This is a genomic window from Streptomyces gossypii, from assembly GCF_025165795.1.
GTDB lineage: Bacteria > Actinomycetota > Actinomycetes > Streptomycetales > Streptomycetaceae > Streptomyces > Streptomyces gossypii.
The window spans coordinates 158,303-176,000 of record NZ_JAJAGO010000015.1; the positions used below are offsets into that span (position 1 = coordinate 158,303).

Annotated in this window: 16 protein-coding genes; 8 read left to right on the forward strand and 8 right to left on the reverse strand. The window is 70.7% G+C overall.

The window, feature by feature from the left end; genetic code table 11:
- Positions 1–300 precede the first annotated feature (300 nt).
- A complete protein-coding gene (locus LHJ74_RS28205) occupies positions 301–510 on the reverse strand; it encodes a DUF397 domain-containing protein (protein WP_260220349.1) in 210 nt (69 codons plus the stop codon).
- Positions 494–1,381 (reverse strand): helix-turn-helix domain-containing protein, encoded by an 888-nt coding sequence (locus LHJ74_RS28210; RefSeq protein ID WP_260220350.1) that lies wholly within the window; start codon positions 1,379–1,381, stop codon positions 494–496. Before LHJ74_RS28210 ends, LHJ74_RS28205 begins: the two co-directional genes overlap by 17 nt.
- Before the next feature lie 250 nt (positions 1,382–1,631).
- Here LHJ74_RS28210 and LHJ74_RS28215 point away from each other — a divergent pair, with 250 nt between their 5' ends.
- The 4 genes from LHJ74_RS28215 to LHJ74_RS28230 all read left to right on the forward strand — a co-directional run bounded on the left by LHJ74_RS28215 (position 1,632) and on the right by LHJ74_RS28230 (position 3,352).
- The gene (locus tag LHJ74_RS28215; RefSeq protein WP_260220351.1) at positions 1,632–1,889 is read left to right on the forward strand and encodes a hypothetical protein; all 258 of its coding nucleotides are present in this window, start codon (positions 1,632–1,634) and stop codon (positions 1,887–1,889) included.
- The gene (locus LHJ74_RS28220) at positions 1,886–2,149 is read left to right on the forward strand and encodes a hypothetical protein (RefSeq protein WP_260220352.1); all 264 of its coding nucleotides are present in this window, start codon (positions 1,886–1,888) and stop codon (positions 2,147–2,149) included. The genes LHJ74_RS28215 and LHJ74_RS28220 overlap by 4 nt, the downstream gene beginning before the upstream one ends.
- A 107-nt stretch (positions 2,150–2,256) precedes the next feature.
- A complete protein-coding gene (locus LHJ74_RS28225) occupies positions 2,257–2,706 on the forward strand; it encodes a DUF7848 domain-containing protein (RefSeq protein WP_260220353.1) in 450 nt (149 codons plus the stop codon).
- A gap of 127 nt (positions 2,707–2,833) precedes the next feature.
- On the forward strand, positions 2,834–3,352 hold the full coding sequence (locus tag LHJ74_RS28230; protein ID WP_260220354.1) for an NUDIX domain-containing protein: 519 nt from the start codon (positions 2,834–2,836) through the stop codon (positions 3,350–3,352).
- Between the two features lie 81 nt (positions 3,353–3,433).
- Here the strand turns inward: LHJ74_RS28230 and LHJ74_RS28235 are convergent, their stop codons facing one another.
- A complete protein-coding gene (locus LHJ74_RS28235; protein WP_260220355.1) occupies positions 3,434–3,871 on the reverse strand; it encodes a glutaredoxin domain-containing protein in 438 nt (145 codons plus the stop codon).
- A gap of 11 nt (positions 3,872–3,882) precedes the next feature.
- Positions 3,883–4,818: a helix-turn-helix transcriptional regulator gene (locus LHJ74_RS28240; RefSeq protein ID WP_260221049.1), complete on the reverse strand. Its 936-nt coding sequence runs from the start codon at positions 4,816–4,818 to the stop codon at positions 3,883–3,885.
- A 130-nt stretch (positions 4,819–4,948) separates the two neighbouring features.
- Between LHJ74_RS28240 and LHJ74_RS28245 the strand changes: the two genes are divergently transcribed.
- Both LHJ74_RS28245 and LHJ74_RS28250 read left to right on the forward strand, forming a co-directional pair.
- Entirely contained in the window at positions 4,949–5,392 is a 444-nt protein-coding gene (locus tag LHJ74_RS28245) for a nuclear transport factor 2 family protein (RefSeq protein WP_260220357.1), read from the forward strand.
- Positions 5,389–6,264, forward strand: coding sequence for an NAD(P)H-binding protein (locus tag LHJ74_RS28250; protein ID WP_260220358.1), 876 nt, complete (start codon positions 5,389–5,391; stop codon positions 6,262–6,264). Before LHJ74_RS28245 ends, LHJ74_RS28250 begins: the two co-directional genes overlap by 4 nt.
- Before the next feature lie 98 nt (positions 6,265–6,362).
- Here the strand turns inward: LHJ74_RS28250 and LHJ74_RS28255 are convergent, their stop codons facing one another.
- Entirely contained in the window at positions 6,363–7,295 is a 933-nt protein-coding gene (locus tag LHJ74_RS28255) for an NAD(P)-dependent oxidoreductase (RefSeq protein WP_260220359.1), read from the reverse strand.
- Between the two features lie 138 nt (positions 7,296–7,433).
- Between LHJ74_RS28255 and LHJ74_RS28260 the strand changes: the two genes are divergently transcribed.
- Positions 7,434–8,504, forward strand: a complete 1,071-nt coding sequence (locus tag LHJ74_RS28260; protein ID WP_260220360.1) for a GlxA family transcriptional regulator — start codon at positions 7,434–7,436, stop codon at positions 8,502–8,504.
- Here LHJ74_RS28260 and mfd read toward each other — a convergent pair.
- Positions 8,482–12,030: a transcription-repair coupling factor gene (gene mfd / locus LHJ74_RS28265; protein ID WP_260220362.1), complete on the reverse strand. Its 3,549-nt coding sequence runs from the start codon at positions 12,028–12,030 to the stop codon at positions 8,482–8,484. The genes LHJ74_RS28260 and mfd overlap by 23 nt on opposite strands.
- Positions 12,031–12,669: 639 nt before the next feature.
- Here mfd and LHJ74_RS28270 point away from each other — a divergent pair.
- Positions 12,670–13,731 (forward strand): LysR family transcriptional regulator, encoded by a 1,062-nt coding sequence (locus LHJ74_RS28270; protein ID WP_260220363.1) that lies wholly within the window; start codon positions 12,670–12,672, stop codon positions 13,729–13,731.
- Positions 13,732–13,931: 200 nt separating this feature from the next.
- Here the strand turns inward: LHJ74_RS28270 and LHJ74_RS28275 are convergent, their stop codons facing one another.
- Both LHJ74_RS28275 and LHJ74_RS28280 read right to left on the reverse strand, forming a co-directional pair.
- The gene (locus LHJ74_RS28275) at positions 13,932–16,538 is read right to left on the reverse strand and encodes an ABC transporter permease (protein ID WP_260220364.1); all 2,607 of its coding nucleotides are present in this window, start codon (positions 16,536–16,538) and stop codon (positions 13,932–13,934) included.
- Entirely contained in the window at positions 16,535–17,323 is a 789-nt protein-coding gene (locus tag LHJ74_RS28280) for an ABC transporter ATP-binding protein (protein WP_260220365.1), read from the reverse strand. The genes LHJ74_RS28275 and LHJ74_RS28280 overlap by 4 nt, the downstream gene beginning before the upstream one ends.
- Between the last annotated feature and the right edge of the window lie 375 nt (positions 17,324–17,698).

The following is a 17,698-nucleotide window of genomic DNA, read 5'->3' on the forward strand; positions in this document are numbered from 1 at the left end:
GAGTCCGGCTCCGCCAGCACGCCAGAGAGGCCGCCGCTGGTGTCGGCAGCAGCCCAGCGTGGAGCGGAGCGCGGCCCAGCTCGGGGAGCGTCCACAGCCTGTGTCAAGCCGTCCAGCTCGCTGAGGGTCTCTGCCTGACGAGGCTTCGGCGGCGGGCGCCTGGTCGACGCCCTCGGCGGCCCGGTGGCGAGCCAGCAGCGGACTGCCGCTGTCCGCATGGACATTCGCCACGAAGCAGCAGCACAGCGCCCCCAAGCGGCCGATCGTGGCCGTGTGGGGGCGCGTTTCTGCGTGTGCGAGTCAGGCCGCGAGGTCCCCGCCCTTGACGGCCGTCACGAAGGCGGCCCAGCCGTCCGCCGGGAAGACCAGCGCGGGCCCCTGGGGGTCCTTGCTGTCCCTCACCGGCAGGACATCGGCGTACCCGTCCGCCACCTCCACGCAGTTCGCCTGTCCGTTGCTGTAACTGCTGGTGCGCCATGCGGCACAGCCGAAGTCAGTGTGCGTGTTCATGTTCTCCCGCCATTTCAGTCATCAGGCGCACGGACGCCCGCTCATCGAGTGATTGCTCCCACAGACTTCCAAATGCATTGTCGAACGCCTCCACCTCCTTCGGCTTGTCCAGATACAGGCAGCCGGTGTAGCCGTCCACGTAGACGATTGGCGGTTCGGTGTCAGCGCCGGTTCCGGTGAGCGGAAACCGCAGGATCACGAACGGCCCGCTCATCGCGCCGAGGTGGAGGGGCGCAGTCAACGGCATCACCCGGATCATGACATTGGGCAACTCGGCTGCTCCAATGATGTGCGCGAGCTGGGCTGCCATGACACCATGCCCGCCCACCGGTCGCCGGAGCGCCGCCTCACCGACCACCATGCGGAATTCGGGCCGGGCCATGCGCCGCGTGAGCAAGGCCTGCCGCGCGATGCGCAGCTGAACACGCCGCTCAACCTCCTCCGGGTCCTCGTCTGGGCTGAACACGCGGATGACATTGCGGGCGTAGTCCTCCGTCTGGAGCACCCCGGGCACGAGTTCACCCTCGTACCAGGCCAGGTTCGACGCCACCTCTTCCAAACTCATGTAGATGTCGAAGCCCTGGGGGATGACGTCCCCGTAGGCGTGCCACCAGCCGCGCGCCTTGGTCTCCTTCGCGAGCCCCATCAGCGCATCCGTCATCTCCTCAGATGCGCCGTAGATCCGACACATCAACTCGGCATCGTGGCTGCGCAGCGACGTCTGCCCAGTCTCGATCCGCCACATCTTCGCTTCGCTCCACTCCAGCGCCTCCGCCGCAGCTTTCACGCTGAGTCGCGCCCGTCCCCGCAGCTCTCTCAGGTGTCGGCCCAGTTGGCGCCTTGGCACCGTTGAACCGCTCGTCTTCTCCATCTCTTACCTCTTTCCCTTCCCCGGTATGAAGCACCCCCATCACCCGAAATGAAAGCATCGCATCCTTCAATCCACATTGCGATTCACCAATTTGAGTTCGCTAGCTGAATTACCGAAATGAAGGTTGCACTTTTCGGTGAGGCGAGTGCAGTCTATGGGCCTGGTCGCAACGGGTGCCAACGCCGTTACTCACCGCTGTTGTTGACGGCACGTCATGCCTGCGACCCGCCACCCCCAACGGAGGGCAGCCATGGCCACTGAACCCACCGCTCGCACCGTTCGCGCCGCGAGGATCCGCGATGCCGAAGGCGTCATCGACGCCCTCACCGAGGGCTTCGAGCGGTGCGGCATCGCCCCGCCGCCAGCGCGGCCCGAGTCGACCGTTTGGAGATCCGATGACGATGAGGACCCGCCCCGCGTCATGGTCGGCCCCGTCGACCTCGACACCGTCCGGACACTCGCGGGAATCCTCCTCGCCCAGGCCGAGGAGCGGCGGCGGCGGCCGTGACCTCCGACTACCGTCCCGGGGTCTACCTGGTCGATCGCCGCACCCACCGGGTCGGCCGTCTCATGGAGGCGAACGGCAGCCCGTACTACCTGCTCCGCGCACCCACGGGCGGACGCGAGTGGGAGTGCCCGCCCTCCGCCGTACGGCTGGCCACGGAGCGGGAGCGCCGTGCGGCAGGCATCGCCGCGAACGGCACCGTACGGCCGCCGCCGCGCGAGTTATCGGCCATGGCGCGGCACGCGGCTGGCACCGGCTGGTGACCAGCTGCGGGCTCGCGGGCCCCCTCTGGCTCCTGCTGCTCGCCGCCAGCCTCATCACCGCCGTGCGGCTCCTCCTCACCACCACCTGATCCGAAAGGCCCCGCCCGATGAGCGTCAACGCACAAACGATCCGCATAGGGGACGTCGTGCGCGTGCGCGGCACGTTTCGGGTCGTGCGGGACCTGCGGTCGGTCCCCGGCGGCGGACGCCTCCTGGTCTTCACCAACGCCCGGCCCTTCCGGCTGAACCCGGCGGCCACCCTCGACACCCCGGGCCCAAGGGCGGCCCCGGGTCGCTCGCCGCAGCGATCCGCCCCGGCCGGAGCGCCGCGCAGCTGGCAGATCGCGCCCGGGAGCGACGACGACGCCGACCCCGTCACGCAGGCGATGATGTGCCGGGTGTGCGGCCTCACCTCCCCGCAGACGGAATCCGCCCACCCCGGACGGGTGTGGATGCTGGAGCACGCAGGCAAGAACCCCACGCACCGCGCCTACCACCAGATAACGCGCACCCCGTGGCGGGCCACGCTCGCCCCCAGCCCCACCACGGCCCCCTGAGACCGGCCCCGGGCGCTCCTCTTGGCCGTGGTGAGCCCGGGGCCAACCCCCGCCCACGCTGCGCACACTCCAGGGCGGCGCAGCGTGGGCGGACCACCACCAACACCCCGACACGAAAGGCCACCCCATGGCTCACTCGGATATCGACCTGGCCAACCCGCCCCGGCGCCGCATCGGCGCCCTCGGCGTGATCCGCGACCCTGACGGACGCGTGCTCCTGGTCGAGCGCGCCTACAAGCCGGGCTTCAACCTGCCCGGCGGCGGTGCGCACGCGGGCGAGACGATCGCCGCAGCCGTGAACCGTGAAGTCCGCGAAGAAACCGGCCTCAACATCGAGTTCACGCACGTCCTCGCGATCGACCACATGCCAGCCGAGGAAGACGGCACCTCCGCCGAGGGCTTCAACTTCGTCTGCGAGGGCGGCACCCTGACCGCCGAGGAAGCCGCCGCCGTCGCCATCCCGGCCGGCGCCGCACACGAACTGCGCTTCTGCGCATGGGCCACCGTCGAGCAGCTGCCCGCGTACCTGGAGCCGTACCAGCAGCGCCACTTGCTTGCCGCCCTCGACGCCATCGAACGGGGCAACGAACTCCCGCTGCTGATGAGGGGCATGCCCGCCGGACACGACCCGGCCCTGACCCCCTGAGACCGGTTCCGGCCGTCCGCTCCCCCCGGACGGCCGGAACCACCCCGCCCCAGCGGCGCGCCCCTCAGCAAAGGCACCCGATCACGCGGAACGGGCGAGCTGTTCGCGCACCCATCCAGGTGCGGGGTTGACGTGCGGTCGGCCCGCCACGACGACAGTCGGCACGGTCTCATCACCCTCGTTGGCCGCCCTGACCGCTGCCGCTCCGTCCGGGTCGCGCCAGATGTCGACCCAGTGCAACCGGTGGGCGCTACGGCCCAAGCGGAAACGCAGTCGCAGACAGTACGGGCAGCCCGGCCGCCAGAAGACGATCGGCCGACCGTCGGCCTCGCTGCGGCGTTGTGCCTCCAGCGCACCGATTGACCTCGGGAAGATCAGAGGCGAGTTGACGCCCGCGAGCAGCACGAACGCCAGCAGGAGTGCTGCGGCTGTACCAGGGCTCCCCTGGGAGACCTGCGCAGCCGCGACGACCGTGCCGCAGAGCACCAGCACCATCGGCCAAATCCACGCGCGCCTCATGGTGACGCAGCCTACCGAGGAGTCGAAGGACTCCTCGAATCAGACCGCTCACCTGGGCGTTCGGCGGACTGGCCCGGGACCTGCGGCCTCGGTGGGAGAAGGCGGGCGAGCGCGGCGGCGCTCGGGCTTCCCGGTTCCGGGGTATAGATCACGACCCGCAGGTCGGTGCCGGGCAGGAGCAGGGTTTGGCAGTCCAGGTCGAGCTCGCCCAGCTCGGGGTGGCGCAGGTGCTTGCGCAGCGTCGGGATGGGCCGTACCTCGTGGTTGCGCCAGCCGGTAGCGAAGTCCGGGCTGTGTGCGGCGAACTCGTTGACCAGCTCGCCCAGTACGCGTTCGGCCGGGTAGCGGGCGCTGGCTGCGCGGAGCTGGGCGGCGGACTGCCGGGCGAACTCGCCCTCCGCTCCGGCCGGTGCCGAGCAGAGGGTGCCGCCCAGCCGGATGGACAGCCGCACGGTGTTGCGCTCCTCGGCGGACAGCTGCCCGAAGTCGGTGATCAGCGCGGCTGCCGCGTCGTTCCAGGCCAGGATGTCCTGTCGCTCGTCCGCCAGATAGGCGGGGATCGGCCCGAGCCGGTCCAGCAGCAGGCGGGCGTCGGCGGGCACCGGCGCCCGTTCGGCGTCTGTGCCGGGCGGGGCCTGTCCGGCGTCTGTGCCGGGCGGGGCCTGTCCGGCCAGCCGCGCCAGGTGTTCGCGCTCTGCGGCGGTGAGCCGCAGCGCCGTGCCCAGCGTGGCCAGTACCTGCGGGGACGGGTGCGGTGCGCGGGCCTGTTCCAGCCGTTCGTAGTAGCTGGTTGATACCCCGGCCAGTGCGGCGACCTCTTCGCGGCGCAGTCCGGGGGTGCGCCGGGCGCGTCTGCCTGGTGGGTGGACGGCCGTGGCCGGCATCTGGTCCGGGTGCAGTGCTTCGCGTCGGCGGCGCAGGAAGTCGGCCAGTTCGCCTCTGTTCACCTGGTCAGGTTGGCACAGTGGCGCACGGCTTTGCCACGGACTGGTGGTCCGGGGCTCACCTGTCTGTTCCTCGGCTTCGGGCCTGCGTCCAGTCTGGGCCGGTCACACTCTGCTGAACACTGGAGGTACCGTGCCGAGCACTCCCGAGGAGACGTTCCGCCGGCTGCTGGATCTGCTGCTGGCCAAGGACATGGACGCCGTCGCCGACTTGTGGGCGGAGCACGGCACCGCCGAGTTCCCGTTCGCCACGGAGGATTCGCCGCGGCGGCTGGCCGGGCGGGAGGCGGTCCGTGGCTACCTGGCCGGCTACCCGGAACTGATGGACGTGCGAGCGATACCAGCGGTCACCGTGCGGCACACAGAGGAGCCGGACACCCTCGTGGTGGAGTTCACCGCGCACGGCCGCACGGTCCGCACCGGTGAGCCGTACCAGCTGGACTACATCACGGTGGTCACCGTCCGGGACGGTCTGATCGTCCACTACCGGGACTACTGGAATCCGCTGGCGGCAGCTTCGGCGGCAGGGACGCTGCCCGAGCTGCTCGGCACGCTGCGTTCGGGGGCCATCCGATGACCGGCGTGCTGGTCCTCGGCGGCACCGGGAAGACCGGGAGCGCGCTGGCAGAACTGCTGCGCGGCGACGGTGTGCCGGTCCGGATCGCCAGCCGCAACCCGCCTGCCACTGTTCCTGACGCGGTCCGGTTCGACTGGGACGACCCGGCTACCCATCCGGCCGCGCTGCGCGGGATGGACAGGGTCTACCTCGTGCCTCCGACGGACACCGTGGATCCGATGCCGCTGGTCGGGCCGTTCCTGGCCGAGGCGGAACGGCTCGGCGTGCGCCGGGTGGTGCTGCTCGGCTCCGCCATCGTGCTGCCGAACGCTCCCAGCGCGCTGCGGCTGGCCGCGCGGGTGCGGGCCCGGCCCGGATGGGTCGTGCTGCGCGCGTCGGGGTTCATGCAGAACTTCCTTCGCCCGCACCCGCTGGGCGAGCAGATCCGGCGGCACGGCGAGATCCGCACCGCCGCCGGTGACGGACGACTGGGCTGGATCGACACGCGGGACATCGCGGCCACCGCCGCCGCCCTGCTGACCGACCCGGGCACCGGCCCCGGCACCGGCCCCGGCACCGAGCCCGGCGACCAGCGCGACTACCTGCTCACCGGACCGAAGGCATTGAGCTACCAGGACGCGGCGGCGCTCATCACCGCCCGCACCGGACGGTCGGTCCGGGTGGTCCACATCGGGGCCGACGAGCAGGCGGCCAACCACCGGGCCGCAGGCATGCCCGCCGAGTTCGCCGCCGCCCTCGCCGCCGTGGAAGACGGCATCAGGGCTGGCCGGGAAGACCAGGTCAGCACCGCGGTGCTGGACCTGACCGGCCGCCCGCCCCGCCCCTTCGCCGAGTTCGTCCGGGACCACGCAGCCCGCTGGGGCGGACGTTGAGTTGCACGAGTGCTGGGCTTTTCGCGTGTCCGAAGAGGGCGAACCGGGCCTCCAACCGGGCTTCGTAGCGGCCTTGGACGGGGCCGCTCACCTGGTCGTCAGCTGGCCGCCGTGCGGAAGTGGTCGATGATGCGGGCGTAGCTGTCCAGGCCGTGCCCCTTGGCGAGGGCGTCCGCGATGAGGTCCCGGGTGTACTCGGGCAGCCGGGTGTCGACGCCGCGGGCCCGGCTCTCGTGCACCAGGTGTTCGACCGGGGCGAGTTGGGTGGCGAGGCTGGCGTCCGTCGCCACGAACTCGCCCGCGTCGATCTGCTGGGCGTACAGGCCCATGAACGAGCTCACCCCGGTCAGCCAGTCGGTGGCCAGCGGCAGGAACTCGGTCGCGGTGGTGCCCTCGGTCTCCACCAGGGCCAGGGCGTGCAGGAAGCTGTTGAAGGTCCCCCACATGAGGCCGAGCAGCGCCACGTCGTACAGCGACGCGGTGCCCGTGTCCTCGCCCAGGTGGGTGGGGCGGCCGCCGAGCAGCCGCAGCACGGGCTCGTGGGTACGGAAGAGCTTCTCGTCCCCACCGTAGAAGATCACCGTCTCCGGGGCGCCGATGCCCGGCGGGGTCATCATGATCGCGCCGTCCAGGTAGCCCGCGCCGTGCCCGGCCGCCCACTCCGCCATGACGCGGGCCTCCTCGGAGGAGCCGGTGGTGAGGTTGACCAGGACGCGGCCCGCGAGGGCGTCGGCCACCGGGTCGAGCAGGTCCCGTACGGCCGTGTAGTCCCGTATGCAGACGATCACCAGCGGGCTGGCCGTGACCGCCGCCCGGATCCCGTCGGCCTCGGCGGCGCCCCGGACGGTGAGTGGCTCCGCCTTGCCCGGGGTGCGGTTCCACACCGTCGTACGGCGGCCGCCCGTCAGCATGGCGTCTGCCAGGGCCGCGCCCATCAGACCGAGGCCCAGGACGGTCACCTCCGTCTCCGTGCCCGCACCGCCGGTGCCGTTCGTGCCATGGGTGCCATGGGTGTGCTCTGCGCTGTTCATCGGTGCGCTCTCCTCCGTGCCATGCGGTGTTTCCGCTGGTCAGGACCCACTTTCACACCGGAGCACCCGCTCCCGACACTGGCAGCAGCGACAGCGTCCACCAAATTCCTGCCACCCCCATGACTTACGCTCAGCTGCATGAGCGCTGGTTCCGTGGCCCTGGCCGTCGTCAACGACTCGGCTCTCCCGCACTGGGATGTCTTCGAACTCGGCATCGCCTGCGCGGTGTTCGGGCTCGATCACTCCGATCTGGCCGACCCCTGGTACGAGTTGCGGCTGTGCGGGCTTAACCCCGGCGCCCCTCACGCGGCTCCCGGATTCGTGCTGAACGCCGAGTACGGTCTCAACGAACTGGCCCGCGCCGACACCGTGATGGTCCCGGCGGTGCCGGAGGAGTGCGTCGACGGCAGCCGGGAGCTGCCAGAGGAGCTGCTGCGCGCGCTGCGCCGGGCCGCCGACGCGGGCTGCCGCATGGTCTCGCTGTGCAACGGCTCCTTCGCGCTGGCCGCCGCCGGAATCCTGGACGGCCGCCGCGCCACCGCGCACTGGGCGCACACCGAGACCCTGGCCCGCCGTTTCCCGAAGGTGGAGGTGGACGACACGGTGCTCTACATCGACGACGGTGACGTGCTCACCAGCGCGGGCCTCAGCGGCGGGCTGGACCTGTGCCTGCATCTGGTGCGCCGCGACCTGGGCGCGCGGGTCGCCAACCAGCTGGCCCGGCTGCTGGTGGTGCCCGCGCACCGGCCGGGCGGGCAGGCGCAGTTCGTGGAACGGGCCGTCGTCCCCGCCGACGACGACAGCCTGGCTCCGGTGCTGCACTGGGCGTCCTCCCAGCTGGACCGGCCGCTGACCGTCGACGAGCTGGCCACGCGGGCCGGGCTGAGCGTACGCACCTTCCACCGCAGGCTGCGGGCCGCCACCGGCATCACGCCCATGCAGTGGCTGCTCGGACAACGCCTGTCCCGTGCGCAGGAGTTGCTGGAGTCGGGGGACCTGCCGATCGAGAAGGTCAGCGAGCTCAGCGGCCTCGGCACGGCGAACAACCTGCGCCGCCACTTCGCCCGCCACCTGGGGGTCTCCCCGACCGACTACCGCCGCGCCTTCCCCGCCGGCGGAGGCGGCGGGGAAGGCGGCGCGAACACCGGTCGGGCGGGGCGGACCAGCCCGGCGGCCCGCGGACTGCTCACGCCCCCGGGATCGTCGTGAGGAACTCGCCGACCCATGCCAGCAGGTCGCGGCCCACCACCGGCTTGCCGCCGATCGTCGACGGCTTCGGGCGCGGCACCAGCACCTGGCCCGCCGACCGACGGAGCACCGAGCGGGGATAGAGCCGTTGGAGGCGCAGCTCCTGCGACTCGCGCAGCTCGACCGGGCTGAAGCGGACGTTGTTGCCCTGGAGCGTGATGTCCGCGATGCCGCAGGAGCGTGCCAGCATCCGCAGGGCGGCGACCAGGAGCAGGTTCTCCACCGGCTCCGGCAGCGGCCCGTAGCGGTCGGTCAGCTCCTCGCGTACGGCGGCGATGTCCTGCTCGGAGTTGGCAGAGGCGATCGAGCGGTACGCCTGGAGGCGGAGCCGCTCGCCCGGCGCGTAGTCGTGCGGCACATGCGCGTCGACCGGCAGTTCGATCTTGACTTCGAGCGGGGGCTCCTCCGGTGCGCCGCCCTCCTCCAGCTCGGCGCGGTAGTCGGCGACCGCCTCGCCGACCATCCGTACGTACAGGTCGAAGCCGACGCCCGCGATGTGCCCGGACTGCTCGCCGCCGAGCAGGTTGCCCGCGCCCCGGATCTCCAGGTCCTTCATGGCGACATACATGCCGGCGCCCATCTCGGTGTGCTGGGCGATGGTGGCCAGCCGCTCGTGCGCGGTCTCGGTAAGCGGCTTCTCCGGCGGGTAGAGGAAGTAGGCGTAGCCGCGGTCGCGACCGCGGCCGACCCGGCCGCGCAGCTGGTGCAGCTGGGAGAGGCCGAAATTGTCGCCGCGCTCGACGATCAGGGTGTTGGCGTTGGAGATGTCGATGCCGTTCTCCACGATCGTGGTGGAGACCAGCACGTCGAAGCGCTTCTCCCAGAAGTCGACGACCACCTGCTCCAGCGCCGACTCCGACATCTGGCCGTGCGCCGTCGCGATCCGCGCCTCCGGCACGATCTGGCGCAGTCGCGCCGTCGCCCGGTCGATGGACTCGACGCGGTTGTGGATGTAGAAGACCTGGCCCTCCCGCAGCAGCTCGCGGCGGATCGCGGCACCGATCTGCCGCTCCTCGTAAGGGCCGACGAAGGTCAGCACCGGGTGCCGCTCCTCCGGCGGTGTGGTGATCGTGGACATCTCGCGGATGCCGGTGACCGCCATCTCCAAGGTCCGCGGGATGGGCGTCGCCGACATCGTCAGCACGTCGACGTTGGCGCGCAGCTTCTTCAGCTGCTCCTTGTGCTCGACACCGAAGCGCTGCTCCTCATCGACGACGACAAGGCCCAGCTCCTTGAACTTCGTGTCGGCGGAGAAGAGGCGGTGGGTGCCGATGACGACGTCGACCGAGCCGTCCCGCAGCCCCTCGATCACCGCCTTCGACTCGGTGTCCGACTGGAAGCGGGAGAGCGCCCGCACCCGGACGGGGAACTGGCCGTACCGCTCGGTGAAGGTGCCGAAGTGCTGCTGCACCAGCAGCGTGGTGGGTACCAGCACGGCGACCTGCTTGCCTTCCTGGACCGCCTTGAACGCGGCCCGCACCGCGATCTCCGTCTTGCCGTAGCCCACGTCGCCGCAGATCAGCCTGTCCATCGGGACGGACTTCTCCATGTCCTCCTTGACCTCGCTGATCGTGGTCAGCTGGTCGGGAGTCTCGGCGTACGGGAAGGCGTCCTCCAGCTCGCGCTGCCAGGGTGTGTCCGGCTCGAAGGCGTGCCCGGGGGCGGCCATCCGGGCCGAGTAGAGCTTGATCAGATCGGCGGCGATCTCCTTGACGGCCCTCTTGGCGCGCGCCTTGGTCTTCGTCCAGTCCGCGCCGCCCAGGCGGTGCAGGGAGGGCTGCTCGCCGCCGACGTACTTGGTGATCTGCTCCAGCTGGTCGGTCGGCACGAACAGGCGGTCGCCGGGCTGGCCGCGCTTCGCCGGGGCGTACTCCACCAGCAGGTACTCGCGGGTGGCGCCCTGGACGGTGCGCTGCACCATCTCGACGTACCTGCCGACGCCGTGCTGCTCGTGCACGATGTAGTCGCCGGACTGGAGGGTGAGCGGGTCGATCGTCTTGCGCCGCCGGGCCGGCATCCGGCCCAGCTCCTTGCTGGCGGACTTCTGCCCGGTCAGGTCGGTCTCCGTGAGCACGGCGAGCTTCAGCGCCGCGTCGATGAAGCCGTTGTCCAGCGAGCCGCGCGCCACCTGGACCACGGCGGGCACGATCTCGCCGAGGTCGGTGTCCAGCCGGGCGGCGATGCCCTCGCCGCCGAGCACCTCGACCGTACGGGCACCGGTGCCGTGGCCCTCGGTGACATAGACGCAGCGCCAGCCGTCGGACAGCCAGCCCTTCGTGTCGGCGAGGGCGCGGGCGGTGTCGCCCCGGTAGGACTCGGGGGCGCGCATGCCCAGCTGCAGCGCGTCCTCCTCTCCGTCCGCCGTCACGCCGGCGGCGAAGGGGCTGACCGACCACCACAGCATGCCCCGCTCACGGGCGTGCTCCCGGACGTCGGCGATGCCCCAGAGCGAGGCGGCGCCGACATCGATCGGCGCCTTCCCGCCGCCCGCGCTCGCCGCCCACGACGCCTCCAGGAACTCCTGGCTGGTGGCGACCAGGTCGGCGGCGCGGGTCCGCACCCGCTCCGGGTCGCAGAGCACCGCCATCGACCGGGCCGGGAGCACGTCGAGCAGCAGCTCCATGTCGTCCACCAGGACGGGGGCCAGCGACTCCATGCCCTCGACGGCGATGCCCTCGGCGATCTTGCCCAGCAGCTCGCCCAGCTCGGGGTGTGCCTCGGCGAGCGCGGCGGCCCGCGCCCGCACACTCTCCGTCAGCAGCAGCTCGCGGCACGGCGGCGCCCACAGGCCGTGCTCGGCGATCTCCAGGGACCGCTGGTCGGCCACCTTGAAGTAGCGGATCTCCTCGACCTCGTCGCCCCAGAACTCCACCCGCAGGGGATGCTCCTCGGTCGGCGGGAACACGTCGAGGATGCCGCCGCGCACCGCGAAATCGCCACGCTTCTCCACCAGCTCGACCCGTGCGTACGCGGCGGCGGCCAGGCCGTCGACGATCTCCTCCAGATCGGCGGTACCGCCCTGGCGCAGCTCCACCGGCACCAGGTCTCCCAGCCCCTTCACCTGCGGCTGGAGCACGGACCGGATGGGCGCGACGACGACGCTCACCGGACCCGTCTGCGAGTCCCCCGCATCCGGGTGCGCCAGGCGGCGCAGCACGGCGAGACGGCGGCCCACGGTGTCGCTGCGCGGGGAGAGCCGCTCATGCGGCAGCGTCTCCCAGGAGGGGTACTCCGCCACCGCGTTCTCCTCGCCCGGCGGCATCAGCGTGCGCAGCGCGGCGGCCAGGTCCTCGGCCTCCCGGCCGGTCGCCGTCACGGCGAGCACCGGGCGGGACGCGCTCCGGGCCAGTGCGGCGATCGCGAAGGGCCGCGCGGCGGGCGGGCCGACCAGGTCGACATGGGGGCGGTGGCCGTCGGCGGCGGCCTTGACGGCCTCGTCGAGGGCCGGGTCGCGTACGACGGCGTCGAGCAGACCGTGCAGGCTCATGGAGACTTCCGTCCGGGGGTGGCGGGGTGGCGGAGTATGTGGGTGGCTGGATCAGGCCGTGCGGGGCAGCACGAGCGACCCGGTACGCACAGCGGCCCGGGGTCTCCAGCCTACGACCGCCCACCGACATCCCTCACCCGGAGCCACCGCCGGGAGCCCGCACCACCGCAGCCGTCGGTACGGGCCCGGCCCGTCCTGCGTGAGGCGATAGACGACACGTGGATTGCGCAGTACGACGTGCAAACGCTTGCGGTCTGATTCTGGCGCTCCCGCACGATGGGGGCGGCTTGGCGGGCGTGCATCCGTCTGGAACAGAAGAAAGTGCGGCTTGACGGACGCGCCATCCGCGTCCGCCAAGCCTCCGTGGCACGCCCAGGGCGGGGCGAACCACCCCCGCGGTCCCCCGTACCCCGCTCCCCGTGCCCCCGTGCAATCCGGGCCATTCAGCCCCGCGGATTGCCCTGACCATTTCACGCGCACCTTCCGGGCATCCAGTCTTTCCCGGAATAAATCCCTAGATAATTCCAGCTGTCCGCCGGATCAGTTTCTCCGGCGTTATGCTGCGAGGCCGGGTTCTTTGATGATGTCCGGGAAAACACACACGGAAACCCGAAGCACCGGAGAGCAAGCGGAATTGGCATGTCACCCGACCCTGCGGAATACCCCGAATACCCGTCGGCCCTGCTGGACACCACGATGGACCAGTTGCGCACCCTGCTGGCCGTGTACGAGGAGGGCACCGCCCTGGGCGCCGCACGGCTGCTGAGCCGTGAGCAGTCCAGCGTCCAGAAGCAACTGGACACGATGAACCGGAATCTGGGTGCGCTCTACGGAGAACCGCTGGTGCTGAAGCGCGGCCGGGGCCGCCAAGTACGTTTCACCAGCACCGGAGAGGCGCTCGTGGAGATGGCGCGCGGGACGCTCACGGAGTGGCTGGAGGGTATCCGGAGCAACCACCACCGTCTCGCCCGCCGCCTGTCCATCGGCTCCACGCGCTATACGCTCGGCTATCTGCTCAACGCCGTGGAGACGGTGAACGCCCGCTTCGAACAGGAGGGCGTGGAGCTGAAGATGTCGCACGTACGGACCGGCGACCTGCTGGACCGGCTGCGCTCCGGCGAACTCGACCTGGCCTGCGGCAGCGTGCGCACCACCGGTGTCGACAAGGACGACGACGCCCGGCTTGCGGACTTCGAGGTGCTGGAGTGGCGGCGCAGCGGGCTCTCCCTGGTCACCAACCTGCCCCCACCGCAGCTGCCCGGCGACCGCATGCAGGTGGCCGAACTCCCCAAGGTGCCGCTGGTGGTGTCGTCACGGGGACTCATCTCGGGCTTTCTACAGGGTTGGTTCGGCACCGACTACCGCCGCGAGCTGAAGGTGGCCGCCGAGATCGACGCCGTGCACTACGGGTTCGATCTGCTGCGTTCGGGTGCGGTGCGTGGCTGCATGCTGGTCACCGAGGGGATCGGCGAGGCGGTTGCCGAGGGGTGGCTCGCGGAGGGTGCCGGGCTGCGGACGGCGGAGCTGGTCGACGATTCGGCACCGCGCTCCCGGGTGCTGGTCGGGGTCTTCGCCCGGCGCGGTGAGCGGGCGCTGCACGGGCCCGGCCATCCGCTCTCCCAACTGTGGGACGCACTGGCCCGGGTGGACTCCAGCTGGCGCGTGGGCCTGGGCGCGGAACCGGACCGGGACATGTCCTAGTGCCGTGACCGGCCCCCGGAAACCCCGGAAACCCCGACGGCCCCGGAACCCCCGACGGCCCCGGCGCGCCTGCTGGCGCGCCGGGGCCGTACGGGACTGCCGGTCTCCCGGCCGCCGATCACCGCGTTTGCCGTCCGGGGCTGGGGCGGGAGGAGTCGCAGACACCCACGCCGCAGCGTTCGGCCCGGCCCGCCGGACGGCTAGTCCGTGGCGATCGCGTTCAGTACGTTCATCCGCCCCGCACGGAACGCCGGGACCAGTGCCGCCACCAGGCCGACGACCGCCGAGCCCGCGAAGACGATGAGGATCGTCGGCCACGGGATCTCCAGCACCTTCAGGCCCTCAAGCGCCAGCAGCTTCTGCGCCGTGGCACCCCAGCCCATGCCCAGGCCGAGTCCGAGCAGCGCGCCGAAGAGCGCGATGACCACCGACTCCAGCCGGATCATGCGGCGCAGCTGCCGCCGGGAGAGACCGATCGCCCGCATCAGGCCGATCTCCCGCGTCCGTTCGACGACGGAGAGGGCGAGGGTGTTCACGACGCCGAGCACGGCGACGATGATGGCCAGTGCCAGCAGCCCGTAGACGATGTTGAGCAGCGCGCCGATCTGGTCCTTCAGGGTCTGCTTGAAGTCGGCCTGGTCGCGCACCTTGTACTGCGGGTACGGGTCCAGCTGTTGCTTCAGCGCGGTGTAGGCAGCCTCCGCCTGGCCGTCCTTCGCCTTTCCGAACATGATCTGGTTGAGCGGCATCTGATCGGCGGGCACCAGGCGTTCCGCCGTCGCGATGCTCAGGTAGAACGCGCCGTTGTCGACGACGGTCTCGCTGGAGGTGATCGCCTTCACCGTGAGCGGCACGCCCTTGCCGTCCACGCGCTTGCCCTTCTTGAAGGCGACGGTCAGCTCGTCGCCGAGGCCCACCTTGTACTGCTTGGCGAACTCCTCGTCGATGGACATGGAGTTCTCGCCGTACGCGTCGCTGAGCTTGCCCTCGACCACCTCGACCCGCAGGTCCTGCGCGTAGGTGGGGGAGGCGGCCGTGACGTCCTCGGCGTCGGTCAGCTTGCCCGACTCCGTACGGATCTGCGAGTCGACGATCTTGTACTCGCTGACATGCTCCAGCTCCCCCGTCTTCGTCATCTGCTGCATCTTCTTCGCCGCCGCCGGGGTGATCGGCTGCCCGTTGTCGGACTGGACGATGAAGTCCGCGCCGACCGACTTGTCCAGCTCGTCCGTGGCCGAGGCGACCATCGAGGAACCGACGACCGACAGGCAGGCGACCAGCGCCAGCCCGATCATCAGCGCGGCGCCGGTGGCGCCCGTACGGCGCGGGTTGCGCAGCGCGTTGCGTTCGGCGAGACGGCCGACGGAGCCGAACATCCGCAGGACGACAACGCTCAGACCGCGCACCACGAACCCGGCCAGCAGCGGGCCGACCACCACGAAGCCGACGAGGGTCAGCAGCACCCCGAGGCCCAGCATGCTCGCCCCGGCGGACGCCTCGTCCGCCTGCGACGCGGCGACCAGTGCGAGACCGCCGCCCGCCGTGAGCAGGAGGCCGATCGCGGCCCGGATACGGCCCGCCCGGCCGTCGGAGGAGATCCCGGAGTCGCGCAGCGCCGCCATCGGCGACACCTTGCCCGCGCGGCGGGCGGGCAGATAGGCGGCCAGCACGGTGACGACGATGCCCAGCACCAGGCCGATCACCGGGGTGGTGGCCTTCACGGTCAGCTCGGAGGTGTCCAGCTCCATGCCCACCATGCCCATCAGCTGCATCAGCCCGACGGCCAGTCCGACACCGGCGGCGACCCCGAGCACGGAGCCGATGACGCCCAGCATCACGGCCTCGAACAGCACCGACCGGTTGATCTGCTTGCGGCTGGAGCCGATGGCCCGCATCAGGCCGATCTCACGGGTGCGCTGGGCGACCAGCATGGAGAAGGTGTTGACGATCAGGAAGATGCCGACGAGGAAGGCGATCCCGGCGAAGCCGAGCATCGCGTACTTCATGACGTCGAGGAACGAGCCGAGGTCGTCCGCGTTGGCTTCGGCGGCCTCCTGCTGCGTCTCGTACTTGAAGGCGCCCGCGCCGCCCAGCTGCCCGGTGACGTTCTTCTTCAGCACCTCGTGGGACACACCGCTCTCGGCGGTGACGGCGACGTTCGTGTAGACGCCGGTGGCGCCCAGCAGGAACTTCTGCGCGGTCTCGGTGTCGAAGTAGACGATGGCGGCACCGGGGTTGGTGACCTTGAAGGTCGCGATGCCGGAGATCTTCGCCGTGCGGTCGCCCGTCACCGCGATGGTGCGTATCTCGTCGCCCAGCTTCAGATCGTGCTTGTCGGCGGTGTCGGCGTCGAGCATCACCTCGGTGGGGCCGCGCGGGGAGTGCCCGGAGGTGATCTCCATGGACCTGCGGTCGTTCTGCGTCCAGTTGCCGGCGAGGGTCGGTGCGCCGCTGCTGGCACCGAGGTTCTCGTTCTCCTCGTTGACGACGGTCACGCTCTGGCTGAGGACGACGCCCTCGGCCCGCTTCGCGCCCTCCGCCTGCCGCGCCCGCTCCAGGGTGTCGGCGGGCAGCGTCTCGGGCTTGCCGGACCGCGGGTTCTCCTCGCCGCTTCCCGCGTTCTTCGGGGAGACGGTGACATCGGCCGAGGTGGCCGCGAAGAGCTTGTCGAAGGTGGAGTTCATGGTGTCCGTGAACACCAGGGTGCCGGAGACGAACGCCACCGACAGCAGGACCGCGATGGCGCTGAGCGCCATTCTTCCCTTGTGCGCGAAGAAGTTGCGCATCGAGGTCTTGACGACGGTCATGACACCCTCCCGAAGGTGTCGAAGTGCTTCATGCGGTCCAGTACGGCCTCGGCGGTCGGGCGCTGCATCTCGTCGACGATGCGGCCGTCCGCCAGATAGAGCACCCGGTCCGCGTAGGAGGCGGCGACCGGGTCGTGAGTGACCATCACCATCGTCTGGCCCAGCTCGTCGACCGAGCGGCGCAGGAAGCCGAGGACTTCGGCGCCTGCCCGCGAGTCGAGGTTTCCGGTCGGCTCGTCGCCGAAGATGATCTCGGGCCGGGAGGCGAGGGCGCGGGCGACCGCGACGCGCTGCTGCTGGCCGCCGGAGAGCTCGTTGGGGCGGTGCTTGAGCCGGCCGGAGAGCCCGACCGTCTCGATCACCCGGTCCAGCCACTCCCGGTCGGGCTTACGGCCGGCGATGTCCATCGGCAGGGTGATGTTCTCCAGCCCGTTGAGGGTGGGCAGCAGGTTGTACGCCTGGAAGATGAAGCCGATGCGGTCCCGCCGCAGTTGGGTCAGCTTCTTGTCCTTCAGGGAGGTGATCTCCTGGTCACCGACCCAGATCTGCCCCCCGCTGACGGAGTCCAGCCCCGCGAGGCAGTGCATCAGCGTGGACTTGCCGGAGCCGGACGGCCCCATGATGGCGGTGAAGGCGCCACGGGCGATGTCCACGTCCACCCTGTCCAGCGCGACGACCCGGGTCTCACCCGAGCCGTACGCCTTGAGCACCTGACGTGCGGCGGCGGCAACAGCCGTGCGACCTCCACTGCCCCCGGTCCTGGGATGCGCTACAGCCGTTGTCACAACAATCTCCTCAGCCGGACGGTTCACGGGACGGTCTCCCGTATGCAGATGAGCTTGCTCGACCGGAGGGGTGCACCGCGATGGTGCTGATCTCAGTATCCGACCGGGGGTTTCCCCCACCACGCCGCTCCGGTGTCCCGTACGAAGAGACTATGAACACGCGCCGACGGGCTCGTCCTGCGCGGGGACGAGCCACGGGGTCGGGGGTCGTGGGTGACAGCCCCTAGGGTCTGCCCGCCGGACAGGCCCTAAGAGCCCCTAACAGAATGGGCGGTCGGCTTGCGACGCCTGGCACGCGCGCTCGCCGCGTTGTCGGAGTCGTCCATGTACGCCCAGTACGAGGACGATCCTCCGCCTTGCGAGCGCACGCACCAG